Genomic DNA, 24,574 nt, shown 5'->3' on the forward strand with positions numbered 1-24,574 from the left:
GCCGCCATGTCCGTCGAGACGCATGGGACCGACGCCGTCGTCGGCCGGTTCGCACGGCGCCCCGGGACGCCGGACGCCCCGGCCCGGATGTACCGCGTGACCCTGACGCTGGCGCGCTGCCCAGAGCATCCGGACGGCAGCGCCGGCAGGGGCTACGAGATCCTGGCGCCCCTCGGACCCGACGGCCACCTCGACGTGGCCCTCTGGCACGAGGCCCGCGACCGTTGCCGCGTGCGCCGCTTCTGGACCGGAGAGGCCGACTGGCACGGCCGCCTCGTGCACCGCGCCGGCGGCGAAGGCGGCGCGACCTGGCTGATCGACTACGAGGACTGGACGAACGAGGATGACGAGGCGGGCTACCGCCTCGGCACGCATGCCTTTGTCGAGGGCGAGTACGTGTCGATCCGGGATGCCGGCGATGCCGTCTACCGCACGTTCAAGGTCGCCCGCGTCAGCCGCGTGGACGTTGGGAGCGGCTCATGACGCCCGTTGCGCGTCGGCGCTGTTTGTGGGCCGACCGCGCCCCCTGATCGTCTCCCCGGTCCCACGATCGAGATCCGGGCTGGTCATGCCCCCGGTCGGGGTCAGGTCGGCGAGAGACCCGTCCCCGTCGAGGGCGACGGCGCCGACGGTGCCGAACTTGCGGGTCTCGTCGAGGGGGCTCGAGGCGGGGTCGTGGTCGAGGGCAACCTGGCCGGCCGCCCGTGCCCTGCAGAGCTGGTCGCGGTGGACCTGCGTGGAGAAGGAGGCCCCTTCGACCCTCTCCAGGCCGTGCGGTTGCGCGAAGGCATCGGCACCGGCGCCGGCCACGAGGACGAGCCCGCCCGCCTCCAGCACGGCCAGGGCGTCGACGAGGGCCGTCCGGCTGTCATCCGAGGCGGCGAAGGAAGGGCAGTCGGTCTGCGCGTAGAGCGCGCGGGTGGCGGCCGCGAGCAGGGGAGATCGCGACGGCCAGCGACTTCGCGGGCGCGGCCCATGTCGCGCCGCTACCGATCTCATTTCGGTCGCAGCCCCTCCACGGAACGATGAGCCGCGGTCGGGGCAGGCGTCGTGCAGGGCGCGAGGGCCCCGACAGCGGCGCAGAGCCGCGCTGGTCCGTCTCCGACGTGATCGCGGAGACGGCACGCGCTCACGGAAGCTGCACCTGCGGAGGCGCCTGCCCGCCCTTCCGGCGCCAGGCGCGGGCGACGCGCCAGACAGCCACCGTGAAGATCGCCTCGCCCACGAGAACGCCGATCATCGAGAATAGAGGCCCCACCGCCCAGACCATGACGACGACGAGCACGATCGAGATCACCGACGAGTAGACGCTTGAGTGAGCGAGCGCCCGGAACTGACCCCCGGCTTGCAGCAGGATGCTTTCCGGCGTGCGGACCAGCCGTAGGCCCATGATCGCCAACCACAGGATGAAAGCTCTCTGGACGTAAAGCAGATCGTAGTCTCTCGTAAACAGAAGCGACGGCACAAGATAGGCGATGACTACGCCGAGCCCCAAGGTCGCGAACCAGCCACTCATGAGGATGAATCGAAACAGGACCATCGTGCGATCGACGTCGCTCCATCGCTGCTGCGCGATCAGCCATGCGAGGCGCGGCCTCTCGAATTCTCCGAGTGCGTTCATCAAGATGATGGCTGGTCGGATCAAGAGTGCGCTCGCGGCGAGAGCCGCGAAGGCGGCGGCACCCGAAATCAGAGTCACGAAATAAGCATGCGCGTTGCCGGTGGCCTCCGTCGTGACGAGTCCGAGGAGCGACCAGCTCGAATGCTCCTTCCAGACGGCACCATAGCGCGACACTCCTTCGAGACGGGGCCATCGCAGCTGTTCCGCCAGATGATGCGGTCCGAATGCCAGCAGGCCGCTGGCTGCACTGAGCATCAGAGCTCCGTACGCCAGGAGGGGTGACGCGCTGCCCTGCCACGCGACGAGTCCGATGCCGACGGCGAGTATGAGGCCCGATACAATGTCGGACAGTGTGGCTCGCAGCGGCAGGCCGATCGCATACGCATAGGCGCGACCGAACCAGCGCAGCATGGTCAGGCTTGCAAATCCTCCAAACAGGATCGCAGCTATAAATTCGGTTCCAAGTGCGATGCTCAAGGCAGAAATCAATAAAAACACCAATAAAGCCAGCGTGAAATTGACGGCGAGCAGGCATTCGACCATGCCGGCATCGCGCGTGCCGTCGGCTTTCGCCATCACGACGGGTAGGGGCGCGCACAGGAATGCACCGGAAAAGCTCATCAGAAATTGCGAGGTGACCATGAGGAACGAGAAGGTGCCAAATTCATTCGGGTTCATCAGATGAACGAGGACGACTGACAGAATGAATTGTGTCGCCGAAAGCGCCAATGGTCCGGATACGGCAATTGCATACGGCGTCATGAGTCGAAAGAATTGAATTATATTAACGGTCATGGGAGTGCTGTTTTTCCAAATGAGCATTGTGGTGCCAAATCAAGTTCAATTCGTTGCGCTATGGCGCGCGATTAAAAAGCGTTGTTGCAATTCGGGCATTAAATTTGCTAGCTTCACGCCATCTGTGAGCATGGGCGATAAAATCTCCGTCCTGGAAGGGGTGGCTGATCGCAGAAAATATCAAGTCCCAAAAATGGGTCGATGATCGCGGCAATTTGTGTATCTACAGTATTGTCGATGGACTCGTAATCCAAGTACGAATCGAAGCGCCTGTTATCAGGATAGTCTTTATGCTGCAAGATCAATATATGAAGCCCTCAGTGGGTACCGTGTTGAGATCTATGTGGAAGCATAAGATATTGATGTTCCTGGCTGTCGCCGCCGGTGTGCTGTTATTTTTATCTGCTTATTTGTTAATTGCGCCGGTTTATGAAGCGTCCACGTCGCTTCTTGTCAGCCAGACGTCGGAGAACATCTCCGATGGCAGCCGGAAGCAGCTTGATCTGATCGCGTCTCAGGCGCGAATTGCGGAAAGCGAGGATGTCGTCCGCGGCGCGATCAATCGCGTCGGGCTTGATAAATTCAAAGGCGTGGGCCGTTCGCGCCTTCCCGGATTGGGAGGGTGGCTGAGGCAGATCGTCCATGGCGGGCGGGACAAGGACGGGGCGGTCACGGAGAACGCTGGAAATAAGGATTCGGGGATCTCCGACCTTGATCTGATCGCTTCCGTTTTGAGCCGACGCCTCACGGTGCGGACTGAGCCCAATTCCGAGGTCCTGAAGATCTCGTTTCAATATACGGATCCACGCCTGACGGCAGCTTTCGTGAACGCCGTGGCGGAATCGTTCATCGAGCGCCAGATCCGTCTCGCCGATACGCCAGGCGCCATCGATTTCTTTCGTGAGCAGAAGAAGCGATTCAACGAAGAAGTTGAGATGCGCTCCCGGCTGTTTGAGCAGTTCTCACGTCGGGAACGGATGTACTCGGTGGAGGATGAGCGAAGCCTGCTCCTGCATCGCGCCAGCGACCTTGCCGCAGCTCTGACGATGACGCGCAGCTCTCTGGTTGACAAGCAGGGTCAAAAGGGTGCGCTCGTCTCACAATTGCGACTTCTCAAGCCGGTGACACAGTCTCCATTCGTATCGAATCTGGTCGAAAATCTCGGTAGTGACGAGAAGGGGCGGCCGCCGTCGCGAGGCCCATCGGAAAACACGGCTGGCGCTGGAGACCCACCGTTGTTGATGGTGCGCGTCTATCAGGATTCGATGGTTGCGCTGCTGAAGGTCAATTCCGAGATCGCCGGCCTTGTCGATCTCGTTAAGCAGCAGGAGCATGAGGTCAGCTCCGTCAACCGAGACCTGACGACCCTTGTCAGCAAGCAGACGGAATTCGAGAGATTGAAACGCGACGTCACTCAGGCGACGTTGAATGCCGAGCTCTACGCGAAGCGGGCCACCGAGGAGCAGATCAATGCCGACCTCAGATCTGCGAAGCTGACGAACATACGTGTGATTCAATCGGCTACGACCCCGCTCCGAGCCGTGTTTCCCAACGGGACCCAATTTCTCGGGCTCGGCGTCGTGCTCGGTCTGATCCTGGGCGCCTCGGCTTCCCTGATGCTCGAAATGTATGGTCCGCGACCGGCGTCCGACGCGACGACCCCGGTCGCGTCGGTTGCGCCCGGTCGCTTCGCCGCCGCACCGGCTTCAACGCCCGGCGTGCAGACCAGTGAGATTCTCCGGAAAGCGTCCGCCTACTTCGCGATGGCCGACCTCAAGCGGCGCGCACGGGCGCCTTCCGGATCTTAGTGCTCGACTCGATCCTGCGTGATGCCGTTGCCGCCGCCTGCGCCTCGCTGCTTAATCCACGCCAATGTTGGGACAGCCGTGAAAACGAGGCGGAATCAGGACCCGATCGGTGCAGGCTCGGTGCCCGATAGACCGGTTGTCGTAAGGAAATGCCGAAGGGCCGCGATGACGGCGTCCTGCTCATCGTCACGCAGGCCCGGGTATAGCGGTAACGAGAGCGTGCCCTCCCCCCACTGCCACGAGATGGGATATCGAAGCGGCGCCTGGGCCGTGCGGTACAGGCTCAGAGAGGGAACACAGCGATAGTTGACGGTTGCACCGATCCCAGCCTCGCCGAGAGCAGTCAACACGGCGTCCCGGGCACCACCCGGAACGTGGATCGGGAATAGATGCCGCGCCGAGACGGCGCCGTCTTCGATGGTCGGCCATCTGAAGGGCGTGCCCGACAGCGCAGCCTCATACCGTCTGCAGAGACGTTCCCGGACCTTCTGCTGCACGTCGATCTCAGCGATCTGCGGCTCCAAAAGGACCGCAAGCAAATCCGGGAGGTTGGCTTTCGTCCCCAGGCGGGCGATGTCCCAATGGCGGTAGGCGTGTCCTTCGAAACGCCGGGCCGCGCTCGCCGACATGCCGTGTTGAACGGTCTGAGCCAAGGCATCCGCCAGAGCCAGATCGTTGGTGATGACAGCGCCTCCTTCGCCACAGGTTACATTCTTGGTCGCATAGAACGAGAAGATCGCCGCATCGCCGAGCTGGCCCGGACGCCGGCCGTCCCGCGTGCCTTCGAAGCAGTGCGCCGCGTCTTCGATGATTTTGACCGCGGCGGGAATGGCAGCCCTGAGGGCCGGTATATCCACCATCTGGCCGTACAGATGGACCGGGATGACGGCGCGGGTCCTCGCGGTCACCGCCTGCCCTACCTGTACCGGGTCGATGAGCAATGTTCGCGCATCGACATCTACGAAGACCGGTGTCGCGCCCACTTGCCGGACGACGTTGGCAGTCGCAGCGAATGTCATGGCGGGAACGATGACTTCGTCGCCCGCTCCAATGTCGAGGGCGAGCAACGTCGCGATGGCGCCCTGTGTCCAGCTTGACGTCAGCTTGGCGCTCTCGATCCCGAAGAAGCGGCGCAGCGTCCTTTCGACCTCATGACAACGTGGACCGCTCGTGAGGAAAGGACTTGCGAGAACCGACGCGACACGTTCAGCGTAATGGGCCGGGAGAGAGTGTCGATAAAATGGAACGGCCATTCAGCTGACCTCACTGGCGCTGGATCCTGCGGTATCCAGTGCATGTTGTTCAAGTAACCGCAATACCGCACCGCACGACCCGGCAGACCTCGTGCGAGACAGGCGTGCAGCCGGCCGATCTGATCTGATGCCTGTTCGACACGGGGTACGTTGATCGGGCGGCGCATACCCACTTGGGATGTCCCACCACGATTCGCCTCATTCTCGCTTGGTTCGACACGGCCGAAGCCCCCGCACACCGGCGGCCCGGACGCCATGCGTTGCGGCCGCTCAGGAATACGACGCGCATGCAGTACACGGGCTCAACGCGCGCCGGCTCAAGGGAGGCCCATGGTACCGGAATATTTATCCGCAGACGCCATCGGCCTTCTTGCGTGATGCGATCCATGCTGCTCCGATCACGGTCGGGCTTGCCGTCAAGCGATCCCGACCGCCGGACTGGCGGGGATCCCACTGAGTCGAGACCTGGGGGACCAAGCCCTACGCCATTCCTGCTCAGAGCGGCCGAGGCGGGATACGGTCCCGTTCAACGCTTGAGATCGTCGTCGCGATACGCATTCGATGGCCGGCCTTGTCGAAGTGCTTCGCCGGGAACTTGCTGTTTACACTTATGCAACGATTGGTGAGGATAATTCACGACCGGCCTGAGCAAGCGTTTACTCGAAGCGAGGATGCCCAGACATGGTTCTTATCGTCGCCTCGGCTTTTGCAGCGGCTCTCGTCGCGTTCATCTGGACGATAGGCAGTGGCCTGATCACCTCCATCCTGGCGGTCTTCATGGCCGGCAACTGTGCCGCTCTGATCGCTGGATGCTGGATCACGCGCCAACGCGGTGCGGCCTAGGGACCCGCACAAAACTCCCGATGCCTGGGAGTTCTCCGTCAGCACGCGACCGTGCGACGGGCGTTTTGTGCGAGGCTCTTCGCCAGACGGGCTTCTGGCGAGCCGACCGCTCGACTTTATGACCGCCGGACACGCGCGATCCGAGGCGGGCGTGTGGCAACGGGCCGACCACCATCTCCAACTGTACGAGCACGTGTCCAGCGTCAGGACGGCCGGGCCAGCCGAGGCCGCTCGGCACGCCGGCTCCTATGTTTTTGTCCGACGCCTCCGGGGCCGCGAGTTCCTCGGGTCAGCTCCGGGTGAGCCGCAGAATCTTCGGCCGTCCGGGACGGACGGCGCCGGGTGGCGCAGTTCGACCGACAGGTGCGGCCTTGGCGGGGACCGCCCCGATCCGGCCGACGGAGGTACGCTGCAAGGGTCAGGGGGATGATCGGCGGGTACGCGACGGCAACTACTGGCGACGAGGCCGGTGATGCTGCACCGGGGCATGATCGTCGCTCTCGACGTCGCGTTCAGGGCATCTTGAAGGTGACCGTCTTGTGTCCAAAGTAGTTGGCGACGGCACCGGCCATGATGCCGATGGCGTGCGCGGCAGGCGCCGCGACCGTCGTGAGGCCGAGCGGCATCAACACTCCATCGCGCGCGACGACCGCCACCGCCACGGTTACGACTGCCCCGATGAGATTGACCAGGAGGAAGCCTCCAAGTTGCGCGGCAAAGGATCGCGACGAGCCCGGGAAGACGAAGCTGCGGTAGATCACGAAGCCGATCACCATGCCAACCGCAGTGGCTGTCGCGACCGCGAGCGAGAACGGCATCACGGTGCTGAACAGGAAGCGTGATGCCCAGCTCACGCCCGAGGCGAAGCCGCCCGCGAGCAGAAAGCGGACGCGCTGGTCGAGCCGTGTGAGGTCCTGCAGGCCGAGCCGCATCATCTCAGACCGACAGGCCCGCCCAAGCCAGCACGAAGCACATCGCGAGCACACTCCCAGCCGTCAGCGCCAGCCGGTCTGTGAGCGCGAAGACGACCGGATCATCCTGCAGCGTGCCGCGCTGACACGCGACCCAGATCCGCCCCAAAATGACCGACAGCGCGAGGGGGAAGCCCCAGAGCCACGCAACATCGCCATAGAAGGTCTGCTTGAACGCGTCGTCGATCACATAGAACACCAAGATGAGGAGCGCGGACGTGCCCGCCGCGACACCGGCGGCCAGCACCAGGGGCAAATCCGCCGCCACGTAGCCGCGTCCGTTGATCTGGACCGCGCCGCGCGTCGTGGCACGGGCGATCTCGGTGTGGCGCTTGGCCAACGCCAGCGAGGTGAACAGGAACATCGAGAACACGAACAGCCATGGCGAGGCGATCGCCGCCACCGCGGCGGTCCCCACCGCCAAGCGGATCGTGAACAGGCTGGCGAGCGTCAAGGCGTCGAGCAGGACCACCCGCTTGAGGTAGAACGAGTAGGCGAGCGTCAGTCCGGTATAGGCTGCCAGCGTGAGGACCACTTTCGGGCCCGCGAGCGCGCCGAGCAGGAAGCCGGCTCCGAGGCCGGCCGGCACGGCGGCGAGACCGTAGACGATCGGGAACTGGCCGCTGGCGAGAGGACGGTTCTTCTTCGACCAATGCCGTCGATCGTCCGCGACGTCCCAGATGTCGTTGAGGATGTAGGTCGCCGACGCGATCAGGCAGAGCGCCACGAAACTGATCGCGAGCGACCCGAGTGCGGATGGGTCGAGGAAGCGATTGGCCAAGACGGCGGGCACGAGGACCAGCGCATTCTTGGCCCATTGATGGGACCGCATGCTCTTGAGGAGCAGGCGACCGTAGGACGGACGCGGGAAGACGCCGACGACGTCGGCCGCTCTGCGGGCCGCCCGCTCCACCCCCGGGGAGGCGCCTACCACGATCGCCTGCCGGGCGGCCTGCCACACCGGCAGGTCGGCGCGGCTGTCGCCCGCATAGTCGAAGCCCAGCGGGAAGCGGCGGGCGAGCTCGGCCGCTTTGGCGCGCCCTTTCAGGTTCGTCTGCCCGTCGCTGGCGATGACGCTGCTGATGAACGGGAAGCGCCGGGCGATCTGGGAGGCTGTGACATTGTCGGTGGCCGTCGACATGTGGACCGGCCGGCCTCTCCCGGCCTCGGCCTCCGCGAAGGCGACCAGTTCCGGGTTCTCCGGCAACGCCTCAATGTCGAGCGTGACAGCCTGCGCCATGCGTCGTTTCAGGTGGGCGCGCCCGCCCATCGCCCAGTAGAGCATGCGCAGGATATTCAGCGGATCGGCCCGCATCAGCGCGAGCGCCTTCTCGTAAAGCACATMCGTCCGCAGGAGCGTTCCGTCGAGGTCGAGGATGAGTGGCACCTCGCGCGATCCAAGTTCCGGGAAGGCCGTCGGGCGAACGGCCTCGACTCCCGGACCGATCTGCCCCGACAGCAGGGAGCCGGCTACCAAGCTCGGTGAGCCGCCATACTGAATCCGGGGGGGGGTGTCGTGCAGAACAGATCGCGTCATCTCAGGCCTCAAGCTCCGCTCAGCAACGATTGTGGACAGGGCCGCCTCAATCAGCGCCGCCAAGATGCAGTGATCCACATCCGGCCGGTCGGGTCGCCGCTGAGATGAGAAATACGCAACTGAAGAACTATTGCAGGAGTCGATACAACGTCTTTCTGCCGAGACGCATGGTGGTCAGAGAGGCCGGGTTCGAGAATTTCAGCGCAAGGAAAAGCATTCCGTGTCCTCTCCGAATGCGTAGGCCTTCGCTTTGCAGTCGGCCGGTTCCCCGACCATGAAGCCGGAACCCACGTAGCCTACATAGACGCGGCCGAAATGATCGGCATCGGCGCCGAGAACAGTGACCTGATCCAAGGTGCCGACGGGGAAGGCCCCGATCTTGGTCCAGCTCTCACCATCATCAATTGATCGCCAAAGTCCATATTCGTCATTCAGCCGACCGGATATGAAAATCGTAGGATGGCCGGCGAGGTCAGGCCGCCCAAAGGCGATATCATCGACTTGGCTGACTCCGCGGATCGAAGACCAAGTCTCCCCGCCGTCACGGCTGCGCCTCAAAGGCGTGCCCGTCGCGTAGGGGATGCCCGATGTGAAGAACAGCTCGCCCTGTCGACCTGGCACGGCGCGGAGCTTCGCGGCGTATCCCGTATTCGGCGCGATCTCACCCATGAAGACTTGGCGCCACGACTCGCCACCGTCGTCCGTTCGCCAAAGCCCTTGCAGACGTTGATTCGATCCTTCCCCGCTATGAACCAAATAGAATACGCCGGGCCGCGTGCCGTCTGCCGTGAGGGTCTTTCGCGACAGGTATATGTGTGGATGTGAACCCGTGAACGGCAGGGTCTCGCCACTCAGAACGACCCGTTGCCAGGACCTTCCGAGATCCTTTGTGTAGAACGGCGCGCGGTTGTACGTCGGCTCCCAGACGATGTTGTTCGGGTCGCCGGCCGAGACCGCGATGGTGCCGAACGACATTCGCCAGGGGTCATCGGGCCGGGTACCCGGCGGGGTTGGCAGCGTGGCGAATTTGGTCCAGCTCTCGCCGCCGTCCAAGCTGTACCCGGCCAGCACGGCATCGCCATCCTCGGAGCAGCAGGACGTCCGGGTATCGGACGCATTCGTCACGACGAACCGCGGGTTGGCGGGAGTCAGCGCCACCTGTTGGGCGGCGATCAGCACGCGCTCCTTCGGGCCGTAGGTCGTCGAATAGGCCGTCAGGTCATGCTTGACGTGGATGCCGAAGTCCCAGACTGCGAACAGGGGGGCCTGCCCCGGGGCCTGATTGACGTCGTTCGCGACCAACTCCTCGATACCCCGGGTCTGGCTCACCCACGTCACCGTTCGCGGCGATTCGGACAGGTCCGCGTAGAAGACGCCCATGCCTGCGCCAGCCCAGAGCCGATCCTTCTTCACGGGATCGAACATGATACGGCTCATCGCGAAGTAGGAGGCGTTGCTGACGCGAAGCCACGGCGGGTCACCGGACCCGACCCGCGACGCGTGCGCCAGACGCGTCCACGAGCGCCCCCCGTCGGTCGATTGAAACACCGTTCCGCTCTGATCGATGATGAGGATGCGCGCGTCGTCCGCGTCGTTGGCCACGGCTACAAAGGGCAGGCTCGGCAGAGCGCCGTTGGATGTCAGGCTCTGCCATGCGCCTGCGCGGTAGCGCCAAGCCATGCGAGTCTCGAGATCGACACCGAAGAATGTCCCATCCCGCGCGAAGGCCCCCTGACTGAGCATCGACGGTCCGCCCTGCCCGTTGGAGGGAAGCCGGGAAAAGCTTCTGCCGCCGTCGGACGAGGCGAAAAGACCGTTTCCGGCCGACATCGCCCAGACGCGCCCCGTGAACCGGCCGCCGGCTTTCTCGAACCACGTGATGATGCCCGGGCTCTGGTGCCCGTCCTGGGACGGGCGCAGATCTTTAGCCGGAGGCACCGACGGAACGCGCGACCACGTTAAACCCGCGTCCTCGCTGCGCCAGAGACCGTCGGCCGGAGTGCCGAAAAGCGCGACGTCCGGCCGCTCGGGATCAACCGTGATGAACGGCCCGGAATTGCGGAACTCGCTATTCGGATCAAATCCATGCGCGAACGGTGCCGTCGACGAAGCTGCGAATGACCGCCCGCCGTCCTGTGAGGTGAACACCCTTCCCTTCAGCGCCAGATAAATCCGACGCGGGTCCGAGGGTGCGACGACGACCTCGTACACCCCCTCGTTCATTCCATTCTGGACACGAAACGTCGACGGCATCGAAGCGGCGGTCACAAGTTGAACCCATCGATTAGCCGTGTCGCTCCAGATATAGGCTCCGTACACATCCGCTCTGACGACGCGCGTCACCCCGCTGACGTCCGAAGAGTATCCGGTTATGAAGCCGCCCCCACCGAGCTTCACGGACCGCCACAGATAGGATTCCGCGTGGGCGGCTGTCAGGGCCGCCAGACTCCACAGCAATACGGCGAGACCGCGTAGCGATGCGGAGGAGGGCGGACCCGTCGTTGACGATCCGCGCTGCCTCAAGCGCCGCGGCAGGTTCCACCCGCGATCAGCAACCGCGGCCCGGCCAACCATCCCCTGGCGCACAAAACGGAAGCCCGTCGGCATCATGGCCTGCACTCCGCCGCAACACTGAACCGGACGCCCGGAAACCGCCGACATCCGGCCCGGACAACGACGTTGGGAACGCGCCTCAGCTGAACCATGCGGCTCGCCTTGCCTTGGACGACGGAACGTCGTGGACCACGGGACGTCGCCCCGCCACGGCTGGAGGATGGCGCCGAGGGGCGGAGCGCCTGTGGCGTGATGATCCCGTCGCGACCCGGAGCCCCAGAGACGATCGCGAGTCTCGAACGCGCCGGGTTTTGGACTGGGAAGCAAATCAGAATCATCCCGGAATGAGAATACAAAGTGATGATCATCGTTCGCTCCGCCCCGTGTGCTGCCATCGCGGAAACAAAAATCTCCATGCTCAGATCTGATCGGAACGTCGAAAAATTCCCAACGTGCAGATACTAAAGATCAACCGAATCTACGCCGAGCCCAAGCCACATCAGGATTGACGATTTCGAATTATAACCACTCAACCCTTGATGATGACCGCATCCAATTGATCGGTCGGCGGTCGGCGCGATGCGGCGAGCCCCGCGAAAAAACCGAGGGCGACCGCATTCCAAGCCACGAACGAGTACAGCCCACCCTGGAACGAGCCGCGCCGCAGCATGAGAAACAGTATCGGACCGGCGAATGCCACGACCAGGTATGTGAGGTAACGCCGGTCCGAGCCTGCGGCGATCGTCAATGCGACGATCGCGGCCCACCAGATGACTACGAGTGCGCATGTCCGGACCTGCGTGAGTTTAGAAAGCGCCTGCCGCCAGTGAGGCTGCCCGAGGACGGCGCGAAAAACCTGGCCGACCCCGTTTGCGTAACCGGTTAAGAGCCGAGTGCGCAAAAGCTTATAGCTCTCGATCGAATGCCCATAATGAACTACGGCGGGGACATCGATTCGGGTCAGCTTCCAGCCCTGGCAAATCAATCTCGAAGCCAGTTCAAATTCCTCGAACGATTTCAAATTACGGTCGGCAAAGTACCCGCACGCCTTCACGGCGGAGACCCGATAGAGCCCTCCGCAATCCAGACGATCGACCAGCCGAGGAAAGTACGCGGAATTTTTTTCGGCGTTGACCTTTCGGGTCCGAAATTCATGATTATCGGCATTCGCCTCTTCAATGCGGCCGCCGACCCCCGCGAAATCCGGGTGCATTTCCAAAAATGGGATCGCCTTCGGCAGGAACGACCGATCGATCTCCATGTCACCATCGAGAAGATAGAAGAACTCTCCTCGGGCAAATCGATACGCGAGTTGGGCGCCGGCACCGCACGACCGCTCGGACGGATTTGCAAGCTGTACGATCTTCACATCGTATCGTGCCGCGATGTCGAGTGTGCCGTCGGTAGAACCACTATCGGCAACAACGACCTCACCACCGAACGGCTCGGCCGCTTCGAGAGCCGTTTCGATCGCGCGTGCGATCCGCTCCGCCTCGTCGAGAACCTTGATCCCGATCGTGAGCTTCATGGCCAATTCCGCTTGGAAGATGGAAATTGCATCAGAATTTCAAAAATTGACTTCATTCTTCGCAATCAAGACAAAAGACTTTCGTATCGTGCAAGTGTCTTGTCGAATGAAATTCCCGCGGCCACATTTCTCGACCGTAAGGCCATCTCCTCGTAAAAAGCGCGGTTGGACGACAGGTGCGTAATACACTCCGCCAAGCCGCGGGCATCGTCGAGATCGACCGGAATGCCGCAGCGCCGCCCGGACTCGTCGGTAATGCCTTCCAGCTGGACTGGAATGTTCGAGACGACGAGCGGCAGCCCAAGTTTGGCCGCTTCGATGAGCGCTAGGCTATGGCCTTCGAAACGGCTCATCTGCACGAAGACGTCGGCCGAAGCCAGCGCCCGAAGTGCCTCCCTGCGAGTCATGAATCCGCGAAACATCACGCGATCCTTGACACCCAGACGATCAGCGAGGTCGCGCAATCTCTCTTCCTCTGGCCCCCGTCCGATAATACTCACAATCACGCCCGGCATGTCCGGCGCCGCTTTGATCAACACGTCGTAATTCTTTTGCGCCGAGATACGCCCGAGGCTTACGACGTGAAATGGCGCTTCGTTCCCGAGACGCTGCTGCCTTATCCGAGACAGCTCCGACAGATGCTTTTCGATCGCCGGCGGCAGCGCATTGGCGATGACCCGCTGCTTCGTTTGCAGCCAGCCGCCTCTACGACAATACGAAGTCGCTACTGTCTTCGAAACACACACTGACGCAAAGACGTTCGGCGGCGCCCCCACATATCGATCGAGCCAATTCATGGGCCAATCCAGGGTGTCGGCGGGGGTATGATGCGATGTGATCGCCCGAATGCTTCTGTTCGACAACAACGCTGCCATGGGCACCAACAGATTGGCGGCCGGCATCGCGCTCACGACGCAATCCGGGGCTTCCGTTCTAAAAATCTGGACAAGTTGCTTGATCAAGCGCAGCAGACAGACGATCGATCTCGGCTTCTCAGAGGCGACGTAGCGCCATGCGGCACGGCCACCAGCTTCCTCCGAGGTATCGGAACCCGGCCACAGTGCAATGAGACGTGCTTGAAACCCCTTGGCCGTCAAGCCAACGGACAGATCGCTCCAGAGTTCGCCTACTCCGCCCGCTTCGGAATGGTTGGCAACGAAGTAAACCGTCGGGCGCAAGGGCACGGAGGTTCCTTGCACTGCCGTCACGATCGGCTCGGTCAACAACATGTCAGCCGCATCACAATTGGTGTCTCTTCCTGCCGTCGGTCTCATGCATTTCTGCATGAGTCAGCGCTTAATCCAGGGACCGGATTTGAACCGTGCGCCTATGCGGTTCAACATTTTAGGAGCGGCTTATCGATCTATTCCAGCGCAATCCGATGGGTGCCGTTCGTTCGATCTGATGTCTTCGTGAGAAGGTGAAACACTGCGACCGGATTAGACCACAAATATCTCAAGCTCAACCGTCGCGGCTCCTGATACATGCGGTATAGCCACTCCAGACCGGCATCCTGCATCCACCGTGGCGCCCTCGGGACGTCCTCCGCGATGTGATCGAAAAGTCCGCCACAGGTTCTGATCCAAGCCAGACCTGCCAGCTTGCTCTGCCATGAACACGCGATCTCTTCTTGAAGGGGACTACCCAGGCCGAGCCACAAGACCTGTGCGCCGCTGCGAAGGATATCAGAACAGATTTTATCTTCGTCCGCGCGATCGAAATAACCGTCCCGACACCCAACGACGTGAAGGTTCGGATATAGCAGCTTCAATCGCTGCGACGCACGCGATGCCACGCCTGGCTTCCCGCCCAAGAAATAAAAACGTATTTGCTCGCGGGAAGCCAGCTCGGCGCAATCATGGATAAGATCGGTCGTTGCGACGCGCTCCGGCAGAGGAATACGACAGAACAAGCGTGATGCGAACACCAGCGAGGCCCCGTCGGCATCGATGATTGAGGCTTTTGACAACGAGTTTCTAAAAGAGTTATTGAAATGATAACGTGCTATGACCGAACCGTTAGACGCCATGACCAGCTTCGGTTCGGCTAGGCGGCCGGACAACGCGGAACGGCAATCCCCTTGCATCTGCTGAGCGAGTTGTTTCCGCGATATGACCGTCGTGGGAATACCGCCAATACGCAGTATCGACGATTTTTCCGCCGCATCATCGACCGGCGGGTTGGCGCCAGCCGTCTGAGACACGGTATTTCCCATAGGCAGATCGGAGAAACTGTCTTCTCGGCTTGAGGCGCCGTCCGTGCCGCTGCGTAACGCCGCAACATCTGTCCGTTCACAGCATGTCGATAATCTGTCCAGACGCGACATCTCTACATCCCTCCTGTAGCGCTTCGGGTGTAGGGCAATCACTCCGCCTTAACGATTTTTTAACCTATAATCATTCGATCGCCGCAGCGCAATAGAAAATTCGCGGGAGAAAAAAGCGTTTTCAATCCATAATTTAGGGGTCGTTCCGGAGAATAATTGAATTGACCGGGATGAGGTGCGTTCGTGATGCGAGACGGCCGATTCGATCTTTGAAGTGGCGAGCCTCGACAAGACGATCGGCGCCGATGAGCCCGTTTGCCGGCGCTTGAACGCAGGAATCGCGATAGAAAGCGCAACGATTTCGCAACAGGATCTGCTCTGATCCGCTTGGATTGGCGCAATCCGCCTCCCTGCGACGGAATTCGACTTCCTGATGCCAAGGACAGAGTGGCCGAAACCTCGGTTCTGAGTCGCCGGGCCGTCGCTCAAGCCGGGCTGAGGCTGGCTATTTCCGTTGGCTCGTCGACACACACGGAAGGCGTCGCGCGGTTTCGCCGGTGTATTCGTTGTGGTGAGGTTTCGAGGAAAGCGGCAACGCATGCCCGAGGACCGGTCAGCGCGTCGATGGACAAGAGATTTGCCCTTCAGATCCCGAGCGCCGGGGGCGCCGGAAAGATCGGCGCCATCTCGCGCTTCTTCTCGGGAGCGTATTTAATGACCGGTCACTTGCAAAATATTGAGCGAACTTATACAGTTTTTGTTGCAATCATATCGGCGTAACCTACGTTTTCTTTCGCAAACAGTTCGGGCTCCATCAGAAAATCGACGCATTGAGATGCAGAAAGCATTTTTAATGTCAGTAATTTGGACCGTTAATCGGCCGTTAACCCTATTGCGAAGCGGGGCGATAACCGATATAGGGAATTCGGGAAGTGTCTCGGGATCGAAAATTGATTCGGTTCTGCGACCCGCGTCTTCGGCCGCGCTGTCTGGCGACGTGCGCCGCTCATGCGCGATCGAGTGCGTTCAGAATACGAGTTGAGATGCGAGCTTAATCGCACGGAATACCAGAGCTGCGAAGACGCCAAGTCGCAGGCTTCAACGAAAATAACCCGCCGCGCCTTCACCGTCAGCATCCGTACATCCCTATGGTCCTTCGCGAAAGAGACGGGTCAATTTCTTTAGGTCGCGGCGAGTGGTGATGAAAATTCAGTTGCGGATTCCGTGTCTATCGAGACTCTGAATGCCCCGTGATAATGCGAGTTTTCGTTGGCAAGACGAGGGTGATGGTTTCACTTGGGGAATGGAGAGCGGGAAAGCGTCAATTGAATGCCGCTTTTACTCAATCGATTGTTGGAAATAGATCGAGGAGGGTTAAGCGATGAATTCTGCTGAACCAGGGTTGTTGGCGACCCCAGGTCCTGACTCTGAGGTGGGCGCTGGCCATACGTCCAATATCTGGAATGGTGTGCGTATTGCAATCGACGTGGTCGTAGCGGCTGCTGCCATCGTCCTTCTGACCCCGCTCCTCGCCTTGATCGCTGTGTTGGTATCGTTCGACAGTCCTGGACCTGTCTTGTTTCGGCAGGGGCGTACCGGTCTGAATGGCCGTAAATTCAATATCTATAAATTTCGCACCATGCATGTCCAGGAAAACGGGCCCGACGTCCAACAAGCGAGCCGCAGTGACGCCCGCGTGACCCGTGTTGGTCGGTTCCTGAGACGGAGCAGTCTCGACGAACTTCCGCAATTGTTGAATGTTCTCAAATTCGAGATGGCGATTGTCGGACCTCGGCCGCATGCGGTTTCCCATGACATCTATTATGGAAAATTGATTCCGGGCTACAATGCGCGCTTTCGTGTGCGGCCGGGGATAACCGGCTGGGCGCAGATCAGCGGGTCCCGAGGCGCGACCCCCTGCTCCACCGATATGGAGCGGCGCGTTGCCCTGGATCTTTGGTATGTATCGAACGCCAATTTCATGCTCGATCTAAAAATAGTTCTGAAGACGGTTCTGATGTGTCTGGCGTTCAAGCTAGACGCTTACTGAAGCTGCGATCTGCGAACACGATGATCGTAAGTCAAAGAGTTGCCGCTGTGTAAATGACTTCGGCTCGACCGGCGCATGCCGGATAGATCGGTGCTGCGGCAGAACGTCATTTGATAGCTGCGAGCGAGGTTGTCGCGATGCAGAAAAGAGTCGCTGTTACCGGAGCAGCAGGATACATCGGTTCGGTGCTCGTCGCCCATCTTCTTGGGCGCGGATATCGCGTTCGGGCCATCGATGCGTTCTTCTTCGGGCACCAGTCCCTGCGCAGCTTCCGCGATCATCCCGCGATGGAGATTCTACAGTGCGACATCCGCAATTATCCGCCCGGTGTCTTCGATGATTGCGACATCGTAGTCGATCTGGCAGCTCTCTCGAATGATCCGTCCGGCGACCTCGACGCAGAATTGACGCGGTCGATTAACGAGCGGGGCCGGATAGCCTCCGTTCTGCTCGCTGAGCGGGCCGGGGCCGCGCGCTATCTTTTTGCAAGCTCCTGTGCCGTCTACGGCGAGCATATTGGAAGCGATGTGGATGAGGAGTCCGAGCTCCGGCCGCTTACCCTATATGCAGAGACATGTGCAAAGGCAGAAGAGTTCATACTCAGTCGGAACAATTCGGATTTTACCACGGTCTCGTTGCGAAATGGTACGGTCTTCGGCTTGTCACGGCGGATGCGGTTTGACTTGGTAGTCAATAAGATGGCCCTTGATGCTTACGAACTCGGCTGCATCAGCGTCGTCGGAGATGGCGCGCAGTGGCGTCCCCTGGTTCATGTCGATGACGTCGCGCGAGCGTTTCTTCTCGCCCTCGAGGCGTCCGACCGGGCCGTGGCTGGCCAGGTGTTCAACATAGGCCGAGAGAATTACCAGATCTCGGAGATCGCGTACCAAGTCTGGCTGGCGAGCGAGGTCGCGCCAGCGGTCTCGTATATTGGTGCCGGTACGGACCGTCGGAACTATCGGGTCAGCTTCAAGAAAGCTGAGGAACGACTGAAGTTTCGGGCGCATCGGTCGATCGGTAGCGCTGTGTCGGATCTGCAGGATGCACTCCGGGATGGGCGTGCGGGCAATGCGCCGTGTTGTCATACGGTCGAATGGTATCGCTCCCTCCTCGCGGCGAAAGGCGTTGGTCTTGGTCTCGCCCACCGGCATGTGAGCGGAAACGTGGTTTTGGTCCGGTGAGCAGATCGGAACCGGACGCGCTTTTTGGGAGTGCGGGAGTAATCGGAAGATGCTTGTCCGCCGTTTCCGAAGAGCCGCCGGCCGAATGCGGCCTCCATCGAGGGAATCCTATGTTCCCAAGATGTCGGTCGCCGGTGACCGGCAGTTCATCCCGCCAGAGAGGGGGCACGCGACGCTCCCGTGGCGGGCCGGCCCCCGGAAAGATGGAGCCGAATGGCTGCCGGGATGTCCTCGGCTCTGAGGTGTGGGCAATGAATGGTCGCGACGGTGCGCTGTGCGCGGGTAAGGGAGACCTCACGTGGCGCCAGCATCCCGGCGAAGGACAACCGATCGGGCATGGGCTGCAGGAAATGCCGCCGCGCCATATCGGCCGACTCGGCGTGTCCTCGCCTGATCCATTGGCTCAGCGTGCGTTCTCTGCTCCCGCGCTGAAGGGGGCGATGTTGTGCGACGTATAATGGGCTGTTCTGCAGCCGCTGGTCGAGGCATGCCGGCCGAAGGTGGCGAGACCGCCGTCACGGACCTGCGGGGCACGCTTTCGGCGATCCTGAAGCGGCATCGGGACCGGCCAAGTGGCGCGCGATCCCGGAAGGGCTTGGGCCGTGGTGGCGTGCAGCGCAGATTTTCGTCCGGTGGTCGCGCGCTGCGGTTTGGGATCGACTGCCCGGCCGTCTGTAGGGGCGCGGCGTTCTGCGGGGCGTCGTGTGCTTTGACGGCGCCAATATGCGTGCGCATCAAAAGGCGGCCGGAGCCGCGAGATGGCGGGATCTGCAACCCAGCGAGACAATCGTGAAGCTGTCGGCCGATCAGGGGTTGGCTATGAGACCAAGGCTTGCGTGATCACCTGCGGCGCAGGCCGTGCCCTCGCCGTCCGGATCGGCGAGGGCAAGCCCATGAACCACCGCACATGCCGCCCTTGCTCGATCGCCAGCCGGGCCTTCCCCCAACAGGTCGTCGCGGATCGCGGCGACTCTAGCCGTCGCCCCCGGCAGTCCGTTCGAGGGGCCTCGGAAAACCCACCCTCTCGTCGAGCGATCTGGGCACGGCTCGGAGAATGGCGAGCCGTTGCTATGCGCTACAAGACGGCTACCACGTGCTTCAATGGAATTCCCTGCCTTGCCGCTGCCATCGATCACCTCAGATGGCGACCCCTCTAGATTGGGGGGCAGGGCGGAGGCCTGATGGGGGGCCGATCTTCTGGTCCTGCAGGTCTCAGAATCACGGCATGAGATTTGGACTGACGCCCAGCACTGGTCTCGCTGAACCTTCACGTAATATCCGTCCCGTCAACGAATGCCAAAAATTCATGGGCATCAATTGAAAGCTCAATTTGAGCAACGGCTGCTGATCAAATCAATCATCGCCAAGATCGAATTTCCTGCATCGCGAGCGAGCTAAAACGCCGCCATACGGTCAGGGTTCGGTAAGCATGGATCGGGGCGATGGTCGGAGCGATGCGATATACAATAAGATATATTATGGATATGCAGATTAAAGATGCTGAGACGACGCATAAAGCCACGATGATCAAGCCGTCGAAGAATCGGGCCGATCGTGGTCGGTATCCGTGAGTGCGGTCCTGAAATTTGAGAAATGGCCGAGCGTAGCGCAAATCCGAACACTCTACTATTCAGTCGGGTGTTAACTACGCATATCCTTCGATATTTGTCGACAGCAAGCGCGCAAAAATTTCTATTGGAAGGGATGAGACAAGTTTCTGTTTCTAGGTGTATTGCGCGGCAGGATACAGTGCGGCCGCTTCGTCGGCGCGCCCGATTGACTGCCGTGGCCGGCTGCATCCTGAGGCGGACTGGACGGATATGGCGGGTTCGAGCCTCGCGCTTCCAGCGCTCTTGGGAAGAAGCGCACAGGCCGACTGGTGTGCGGGCGGATGAGGGTGTCACATGCCGAAGCAGCTCGGGAGACGGTACTTCAGGATGTCCATGGCTGATCGCAGGGCGGATCTGGCCTGGCCGTGCCTCCGATCGTCGAGCATTCGTCGGCGGCGCGTCGGGGCCAGCATCTCGGCGGTGCATGCGGTCGCTTTCGATGGAGACGGACACCTGGTCGGACAATCACCAGTCCCGGGCTGTGACCCCGCAACTGTTTCGTCGGGAGCTACGTTTCCGATCCCGTCGATCAAGCCCGCTTCGAGTGCCTGAGCCCACCCGAAATTGGTCTCGCCTTTGATGTGGCGGCCGCGACATCGGCTACCGGCGGGACGCGACGACCGATCGATTTTCACAGCCTTCGCAGATCGATCGGACGGCTTGCCGAATGAGGAGCTCCGCCTGTCGATCCCGCTTTGCGATGTCGGCGTTTCTGACCTGACGCCCTGGCGACTGAACACGCCGTTGCGAAGCAGCGGATAACGGCGCGCTCGTCGACGATGCGGCCGTGAAGGTCAGAAGGTGTTCGGGGGCTGCGGCAGTTGCAACTCCGATTTGTTCATGGGGGCGCTGAGCGAGGACGGCGACCGGGTCGACGCCGTCGCCGCTTCGACGTCGGCGAGGCGCCTCAACCGTTCCTCCATCGTCGAGTCCGGCAACTGGTGCCGAATTGACAGTCGGTATCGAAATACTTGAGTCAAGACTCGTCAAGCTCAGGCATCCGCCTAAACATCCGCATAGACACATCAAAAGACTGAATGAACCGATGCGCCGTTGCTCGGAAAACATATATCACCCTCGCGCACGGAAATCTGCCGAACCCAAATTGCCCACATATGCAGTCGTGGTAAAGCTCATCCCTCGCCGATTATATTACCCAATGTGACGGCAGATCCTCGGCCGAGGGACAGAATTTCTACAAGGCTACGTCTTTCGAAGGGACTGGAGTAAGGCGGCAGATTGTGGCGCTCACCGTGCCAATGGCCTCAAGGAGAGGCGCGTCTACCGCGCGCCAGCCGGCGATCGCCTTACCCTAGCTGCTCGATCGGGCCGACGTGTTGATCAAAGGCGGCCCCGGGGTCGCTGGTCTTCAAAAATCGATTCCTGCTGGTACCGCACTGAGGGCAGACGGCGTTTCTCCGATCCGTCGGCCTCCTAAAAAATTCCGACGCATCGAAGCTCGACTTCGGTCGATCATGCGGCTTGGCCGAGGACGTAAGCCCAGGGTCGCGGCGGGACGAGGTGCCTATTCGTTCCGCGGCGTGGTCGGCGGGACATCACGGAAGTCTGTTCGCGCCAGAGCGCGTCGCGCATCGCCGCGAGCGCGTCGACCAAGGTCGGCTTTGGTTTGGCGGACCCTGCGGCCGTGGTAGCCCGCGCGCGCTCGCGGCTCGGCAGCTTGCGACGGGCCTGCAGGGCCACGTGACAGCCGACATCGAGCAATGGCCTGTGGCCGGAGGCCCCCGTTCGCGACAGATGCGCTCGAAAGGCGCCCGCGCGGTGAGGAACGGCAGGGCTCGGACCCGTCGGGCTCAGGGGACAGGGGCGAGCAGCATCAAACTCATCCAGCGCAGTCCATTCGCGTTGACGAGGTGGCTATCGGAGGAGCGGACCGCGTCGCGGTGAAGGCCTTTGGTCGCGATGCATTTGCCGCGGCGGCGCTCAATCCTGTCGTCGAACGCCAGGATGATCCCGGCGAACCGACAGGCAGGAGCAGCATGACGGCGTCTCTTGGCGAGGGCACCACCGGTCGACCCGTCTGGCCTGCTTCGTCCCCTCGGCCCACGCGATCCGCCGCGGGTGGCCAACGCCGAGCTACGAGCGTCGCACAAAACCCATAGCTGCGCGTCCAGGAGGGATGGCGTCACCGCTTCTTTCTGACGGCCTGCGGGTGGTGAGCGAACCCTTGCTACAGCCTGAGCCGGCCAAGCCGAACGGCGGTCGCCCTCGAACATCCCACCGCGCGGCGCTGACCGGCATATCGAACAGAGGCTTTGTCGGACGCTCCTGAGCGCTGGACGGGCAGCGCATGAACGCGAATTTCAGAATCTGGGAACGCTACGGCGTCGGTAGCAATGGCTCGCCGCAAGAGGCGGCTGCTCATACTGAGCTGGACAGATTGGCGCTCAGGATCCTATATTTTCTCGATGCACACGGATCCAAAGCTGCATCTTTTTCGTGTCTTCCTACACGATAAGCAATCGAATGCGACAGCGCTCATGGAGCCGTGYGGCTGGGTTCAGTACCGTCACTAATTATATCGGATCTCTGAAGCAAAAATGAAGCCGAGACATGTTTTGGATCGTTTACATAGCTCAACGATTTCGAACTTGTCGTGTCTGTGTGAGCGGGCATAGAGCGCTGTCGCCGACGATCTCAAGCTAAGGTCATCGCTATTTCCAAATTGGCCAGTTCTGTTTTCGAGGCGMGTGAAGGGAAGTCTATGAGAGCAGATCGTTTCGATGTCGATAAAGATATTTCGGGGCATGTCGCTCATGAGAGTCTCTTGTCGATCGCTTTCTTTGCGCTCTGCGTGATGGTTGTCAGCGCGCCGATCACACAGGATGGGTTGAGCGGCGGCGACGCTTCTTCGATGGCGGAAGGAAATCCGATCCGGCAATTGGGATATGTCTTCATTCTGTTGGTCATCATGTTCGGATCGAATGCGCATCGTGATCTCCGGGTCTTGTCCGCGCTTCCGACAAGCATCTGTGTGGTGCTGGCTTATTCTTGGCTGAGCATCATTTGGGCTATCGATCCTTCCATCGCGACGCGTCGTTTGGGGTTAACAACAATCGTTGCGCTGTCTACGGCTGTTGCGATTCAATCACTCGGGGTCTCGAAGACGATCGCTCATATCCGGATCGTTCTGCTGCTGGCCGTTGTCGCGAGCTATGCGGCCGTTGCGTTGTTCCCGAACATCGGGATCCACCAGTTCGAAGCTGGCCGAGATGCGGCCCTCATCGGTGACTGGCGCGGGATTTATCCTGAAAAGAACTTTATGGGCGCAATATGCGCAATAACCGTACTGATTTTCTTGTTCGGAAATGGGCAACAAAATCCTTTATTGAAATGGATTGCCGTCGTGGCATCCTTTGTATTCTTGGTCAAAACGGGATCCAAAACTTCGACGGCCCTCCTTCTCTTGGCCGTTCTATTAGGGCACGCGTTCCGCGCCAATAATCATCGAAACTGGCCGTTTGCCTTGATGGCCGCATTGACGGCGGCCTTTTGCCTGGGGGTCGGCCTGCTGTGGTATGGCGAGGTGTTGATGGCCCCGCTGGATCGGGACGACACCTTGACCGGCCGCTCACAAATCTGGCGCGTGTTGATTGCTTATATTGCCGATCACTGGTTTTTGGGGGCCGGATATGGCTCATTTTGGTACATTGGTACGGTGAGCCCGGTTTATGATTACGCTAAAGGAGGAAGTTGGTTCGAGATTGCCTCCCAGGGGCACAATGGCTATTTGGATATTGCTTCGCAGATCGGCCTTCCTGGCCTTGCAATTGCCGTGTATTGTCTTTTAATACGGCCCGTTGCAAGGCTTTTGAGCCATCCGGGATATGACGACCGGGACGGCGCTCTGTATCTGGCCGTATTGGTCTTTTGTATTGGRCACAATTTTACGGAGTCCACGTTCCTCGCGCGAGATCATATTCTTCACTTTATGATCGTCGCCGTTTTGTGCATGATGATGTTTGGCAATGATACCAGCCGATCATCTTAGATTGGAATGTCGACGGTTGATGCGTTTGACATTTGCTAAATACAAAATGCTGGCTGACGATGAATTTAGGGACAAACCGTTTCAGTTGAACTCCAATCAGCACATGAGTGGCGGCTGCGCCCAGAAAATTCGACCGGACGCAGCGGACGAATCCCGTAGCACCGCGAGACCCCGAATTTGCAGATCCGGAGGCAGTGTCCTTGCATGGATCTTGATCAAAGTGTTTTCGGATGGACGCAAGATCKAGAATTACGCATTAATGTACGCCATAAAATCCGATCTCTGACGTCACGGGCGCGTCAGGGAAAGTATCGATCGCCGCCCGACGCCTGACGTGCTTCCTTTGAAGTCTTCGTTGGGTGGCTATGAATGGTACATTGCGCATAAGAATTTTTCATTGTAGTATCGTCCTGCGAGCAGCAATCTCTCAAAGGGCACTATGGCAGCGATTGCTACACAGGCCGCGAGTCTGATGCTCGTCGGCTCTTTGATGGTGGCGCCGGGGTTTTTGCTGGTCGCCGTCTTGGCAGACGCGATTCCGGTCCGATT

Annotated in this window: 15 protein-coding genes and 1 pseudogene; 7 read left to right on the forward strand and 9 right to left on the reverse strand. The window is 60.7% G+C overall.

Annotation, left to right across the window (positions count from 1 at the left end; translation table 11 throughout):
• The first annotated feature begins 6 nt into the window (after positions 1 to 6).
• Positions 7 to 483 (forward strand): hypothetical protein, encoded by a 477-nt coding sequence (locus tag ACXJKQ_RS19740; RefSeq protein ID WP_457107420.1) that lies wholly within the window; start codon positions 7 to 9, stop codon positions 481 to 483.
• Here ACXJKQ_RS19740 and ACXJKQ_RS19745 read toward each other — a convergent pair.
• Both ACXJKQ_RS19745 and ACXJKQ_RS19750 read right to left on the reverse strand, forming a co-directional pair.
• The gene (locus ACXJKQ_RS19745; RefSeq protein ID WP_457107421.1) at positions 478 to 999 is read right to left on the reverse strand and encodes an isoaspartyl peptidase/L-asparaginase; all 522 of its coding nucleotides are present in this window, start codon (positions 997 to 999) and stop codon (positions 478 to 480) included. The two genes, ACXJKQ_RS19740 and ACXJKQ_RS19745, sit on opposite strands and share 6 nt — an antisense overlap.
• 130 nt (positions 1,000 to 1,129) lie before the next feature.
• Positions 1,130 to 2,416 carry a hypothetical protein gene (locus ACXJKQ_RS19750; RefSeq protein WP_457107422.1) on the reverse strand — a complete coding sequence of 429 codons (1,287 nt, stop codon included), beginning with the start codon at positions 2,414 to 2,416 and terminating at the stop codon, positions 1,130 to 1,132.
• Positions 2,417 to 2,706: 290 nt separating this feature from the next.
• On the opposite strand from ACXJKQ_RS19750, the gene ACXJKQ_RS19755 reads away from it, so the two are divergent.
• Positions 2,707 to 4,224 (forward strand): GumC family protein, encoded by a 1,518-nt coding sequence (locus tag ACXJKQ_RS19755; protein WP_457107423.1) that lies wholly within the window; start codon positions 2,707 to 2,709, stop codon positions 4,222 to 4,224.
• Between the two features lie 95 nt (positions 4,225 to 4,319).
• Here ACXJKQ_RS19755 and ACXJKQ_RS19760 read toward each other — a convergent pair whose 3' ends face one another.
• The gene (locus ACXJKQ_RS19760; RefSeq protein WP_457107424.1) at positions 4,320 to 5,477 is read right to left on the reverse strand and encodes a DegT/DnrJ/EryC1/StrS family aminotransferase; all 1,158 of its coding nucleotides are present in this window, start codon (positions 5,475 to 5,477) and stop codon (positions 4,320 to 4,322) included.
• Positions 5,478 to 6,158: 681 nt separating this feature from the next.
• Here ACXJKQ_RS19760 and ACXJKQ_RS19765 point away from each other — a divergent pair.
• Entirely contained in the window at positions 6,159 to 6,320 is a 162-nt protein-coding gene (locus tag ACXJKQ_RS19765; RefSeq protein ID WP_457107425.1) for a hypothetical protein, read from the forward strand.
• A gap of 512 nt (positions 6,321 to 6,832) precedes the next feature.
• Here ACXJKQ_RS19765 and ACXJKQ_RS19770 read toward each other — a convergent pair.
• From ACXJKQ_RS19770 to ACXJKQ_RS19795, 6 genes are all read right to left on the reverse strand, one after another.
• Positions 6,833 to 7,252, reverse strand: coding sequence for a GtrA family protein (locus tag ACXJKQ_RS19770; protein ID WP_457107426.1), 420 nt, complete (start codon positions 7,250 to 7,252; stop codon positions 6,833 to 6,835).
• A 4-nt stretch (positions 7,253 to 7,256) separates the two neighbouring features.
• Positions 7,257 to 8,828 carry a UbiA family prenyltransferase gene (locus ACXJKQ_RS19775; protein WP_457107427.1) on the reverse strand — a complete coding sequence of 524 codons (1,572 nt, stop codon included), beginning with the start codon at positions 8,826 to 8,828 and terminating at the stop codon, positions 7,257 to 7,259.
• A 198-nt stretch (positions 8,829 to 9,026) separates the two neighbouring features.
• Positions 9,027 to 11,438 carry a WD40/YVTN/BNR-like repeat-containing protein gene (locus ACXJKQ_RS19780; protein WP_457107428.1) on the reverse strand — a complete coding sequence of 804 codons (2,412 nt, stop codon included), beginning with the start codon at positions 11,436 to 11,438 and terminating at the stop codon, positions 9,027 to 9,029.
• 472 nt (positions 11,439 to 11,910) lie between these two features.
• On the reverse strand, positions 11,911 to 12,909 hold the full coding sequence (locus tag ACXJKQ_RS19785; protein WP_457107429.1) for a glycosyltransferase family 2 protein: 999 nt from the start codon (positions 12,907 to 12,909) through the stop codon (positions 11,911 to 11,913).
• Between the two features lie 65 nt (positions 12,910 to 12,974).
• Positions 12,975 to 14,138 carry a glycosyltransferase family 4 protein gene (locus ACXJKQ_RS19790; RefSeq protein ID WP_457107430.1) on the reverse strand — a complete coding sequence of 388 codons (1,164 nt, stop codon included), beginning with the start codon at positions 14,136 to 14,138 and terminating at the stop codon, positions 12,975 to 12,977.
• 134 nt (positions 14,139 to 14,272) lie between these two features.
• Positions 14,273 to 15,235, reverse strand: a complete 963-nt coding sequence (locus ACXJKQ_RS19795; protein ID WP_457107431.1) for a WecB/TagA/CpsF family glycosyltransferase — start codon at positions 15,233 to 15,235, stop codon at positions 14,273 to 14,275.
• Between the two features lie 1,321 nt (positions 15,236 to 16,556).
• Here ACXJKQ_RS19795 and ACXJKQ_RS19800 point away from each other — a divergent pair.
• The 4 genes and pseudogenes from ACXJKQ_RS19800 to ACXJKQ_RS19815 all read left to right on the forward strand — a co-directional run bounded on the left by ACXJKQ_RS19800 (position 16,557) and on the right by ACXJKQ_RS19815 (position 24,025).
• Positions 16,557 to 17,225 (forward strand): sugar transferase, encoded by a 669-nt coding sequence (locus tag ACXJKQ_RS19800; protein WP_457107432.1) that lies wholly within the window; start codon positions 16,557 to 16,559, stop codon positions 17,223 to 17,225.
• Positions 17,226 to 17,362: 137 nt separating this feature from the next.
• Positions 17,363 to 18,406, forward strand: a complete 1,044-nt coding sequence (locus ACXJKQ_RS19805; RefSeq protein WP_457107433.1) for an NAD-dependent epimerase/dehydratase family protein — start codon at positions 17,363 to 17,365, stop codon at positions 18,404 to 18,406.
• 467 nt (positions 18,407 to 18,873) lie between these two features.
• Positions 18,874 to 19,563 (forward strand): annotated as a pseudogene (locus ACXJKQ_RS19810) (IS5 family transposase).
• Between the two features lie 3,175 nt (positions 19,564 to 22,738).
• Complete coding sequence (locus ACXJKQ_RS19815; protein ID WP_457107434.1) at positions 22,739 to 24,025, forward strand: O-antigen ligase family protein; 1,287 nt, start codon at positions 22,739 to 22,741, stop codon at positions 24,023 to 24,025.
• The last annotated feature ends 549 nt before the right edge of the window (positions 24,026 to 24,574 follow it).

This window comes from Methylobacterium sp. P5_C11 (assembly GCF_054049775.1).

What these genes read in the sequence shown, in the direction of transcription:
- ACXJKQ_RS19740 (WP_457107420.1), top strand. Translation starts at nt 7, where the DNA reads ATGTCCGTCGAGACGCATGGGACCGACGCCGTCGTCGGCCGGTTCGCA.
- ACXJKQ_RS19745 (WP_457107421.1), bottom strand. Translation starts at nt 999, where the DNA reads ATGAGATCGGTAGCGGCGCGACATGGGCCGCGCCCGCGAAGTCGCTGG.
- ACXJKQ_RS19750 (WP_457107422.1), bottom strand. Translation starts at nt 2,416, where the DNA reads ATGACCGTTAATATAATTCAATTCTTTCGACTCATGACGCCGTATGCA.
- ACXJKQ_RS19755 (WP_457107423.1), top strand. Translation starts at nt 2,707, where the DNA reads ATGCTGCAAGATCAATATATGAAGCCCTCAGTGGGTACCGTGTTGAGA.
- ACXJKQ_RS19760 (WP_457107424.1), bottom strand. Translation starts at nt 5,477, where the DNA reads ATGGCCGTTCCATTTTATCGACACTCTCTCCCGGCCCATTACGCTGAA.
- ACXJKQ_RS19765 (WP_457107425.1), top strand. Translation starts at nt 6,159, where the DNA reads ATGGTTCTTATCGTCGCCTCGGCTTTTGCAGCGGCTCTCGTCGCGTTC.
- ACXJKQ_RS19770 (WP_457107426.1), bottom strand. Translation starts at nt 7,252, where the DNA reads ATGCGGCTCGGCCTGCAGGACCTCACACGGCTCGACCAGCGCGTCCGC.
- ACXJKQ_RS19780 (WP_457107428.1), bottom strand. Translation starts at nt 11,438, where the DNA reads ATGATGCCGACGGGCTTCCGTTTTGTGCGCCAGGGGATGGTTGGCCGG.
- ACXJKQ_RS19785 (WP_457107429.1), bottom strand. Translation starts at nt 12,909, where the DNA reads ATGAAGCTCACGATCGGGATCAAGGTTCTCGACGAGGCGGAGCGGATC.
- ACXJKQ_RS19790 (WP_457107430.1), bottom strand. Translation starts at nt 14,138, where the DNA reads ATGTTGTTGACCGAGCCGATCGTGACGGCAGTGCAAGGAACCTCCGTG.
- ACXJKQ_RS19795 (WP_457107431.1), bottom strand. Translation starts at nt 15,235, where the DNA reads ATGTCGCGTCTGGACAGATTATCGACATGCTGTGAACGGACAGATGTT.
- ACXJKQ_RS19800 (WP_457107432.1), top strand. Translation starts at nt 16,557, where the DNA reads ATGAATTCTGCTGAACCAGGGTTGTTGGCGACCCCAGGTCCTGACTCT.
- ACXJKQ_RS19805 (WP_457107433.1), top strand. Translation starts at nt 17,363, where the DNA reads ATGCAGAAAAGAGTCGCTGTTACCGGAGCAGCAGGATACATCGGTTCG.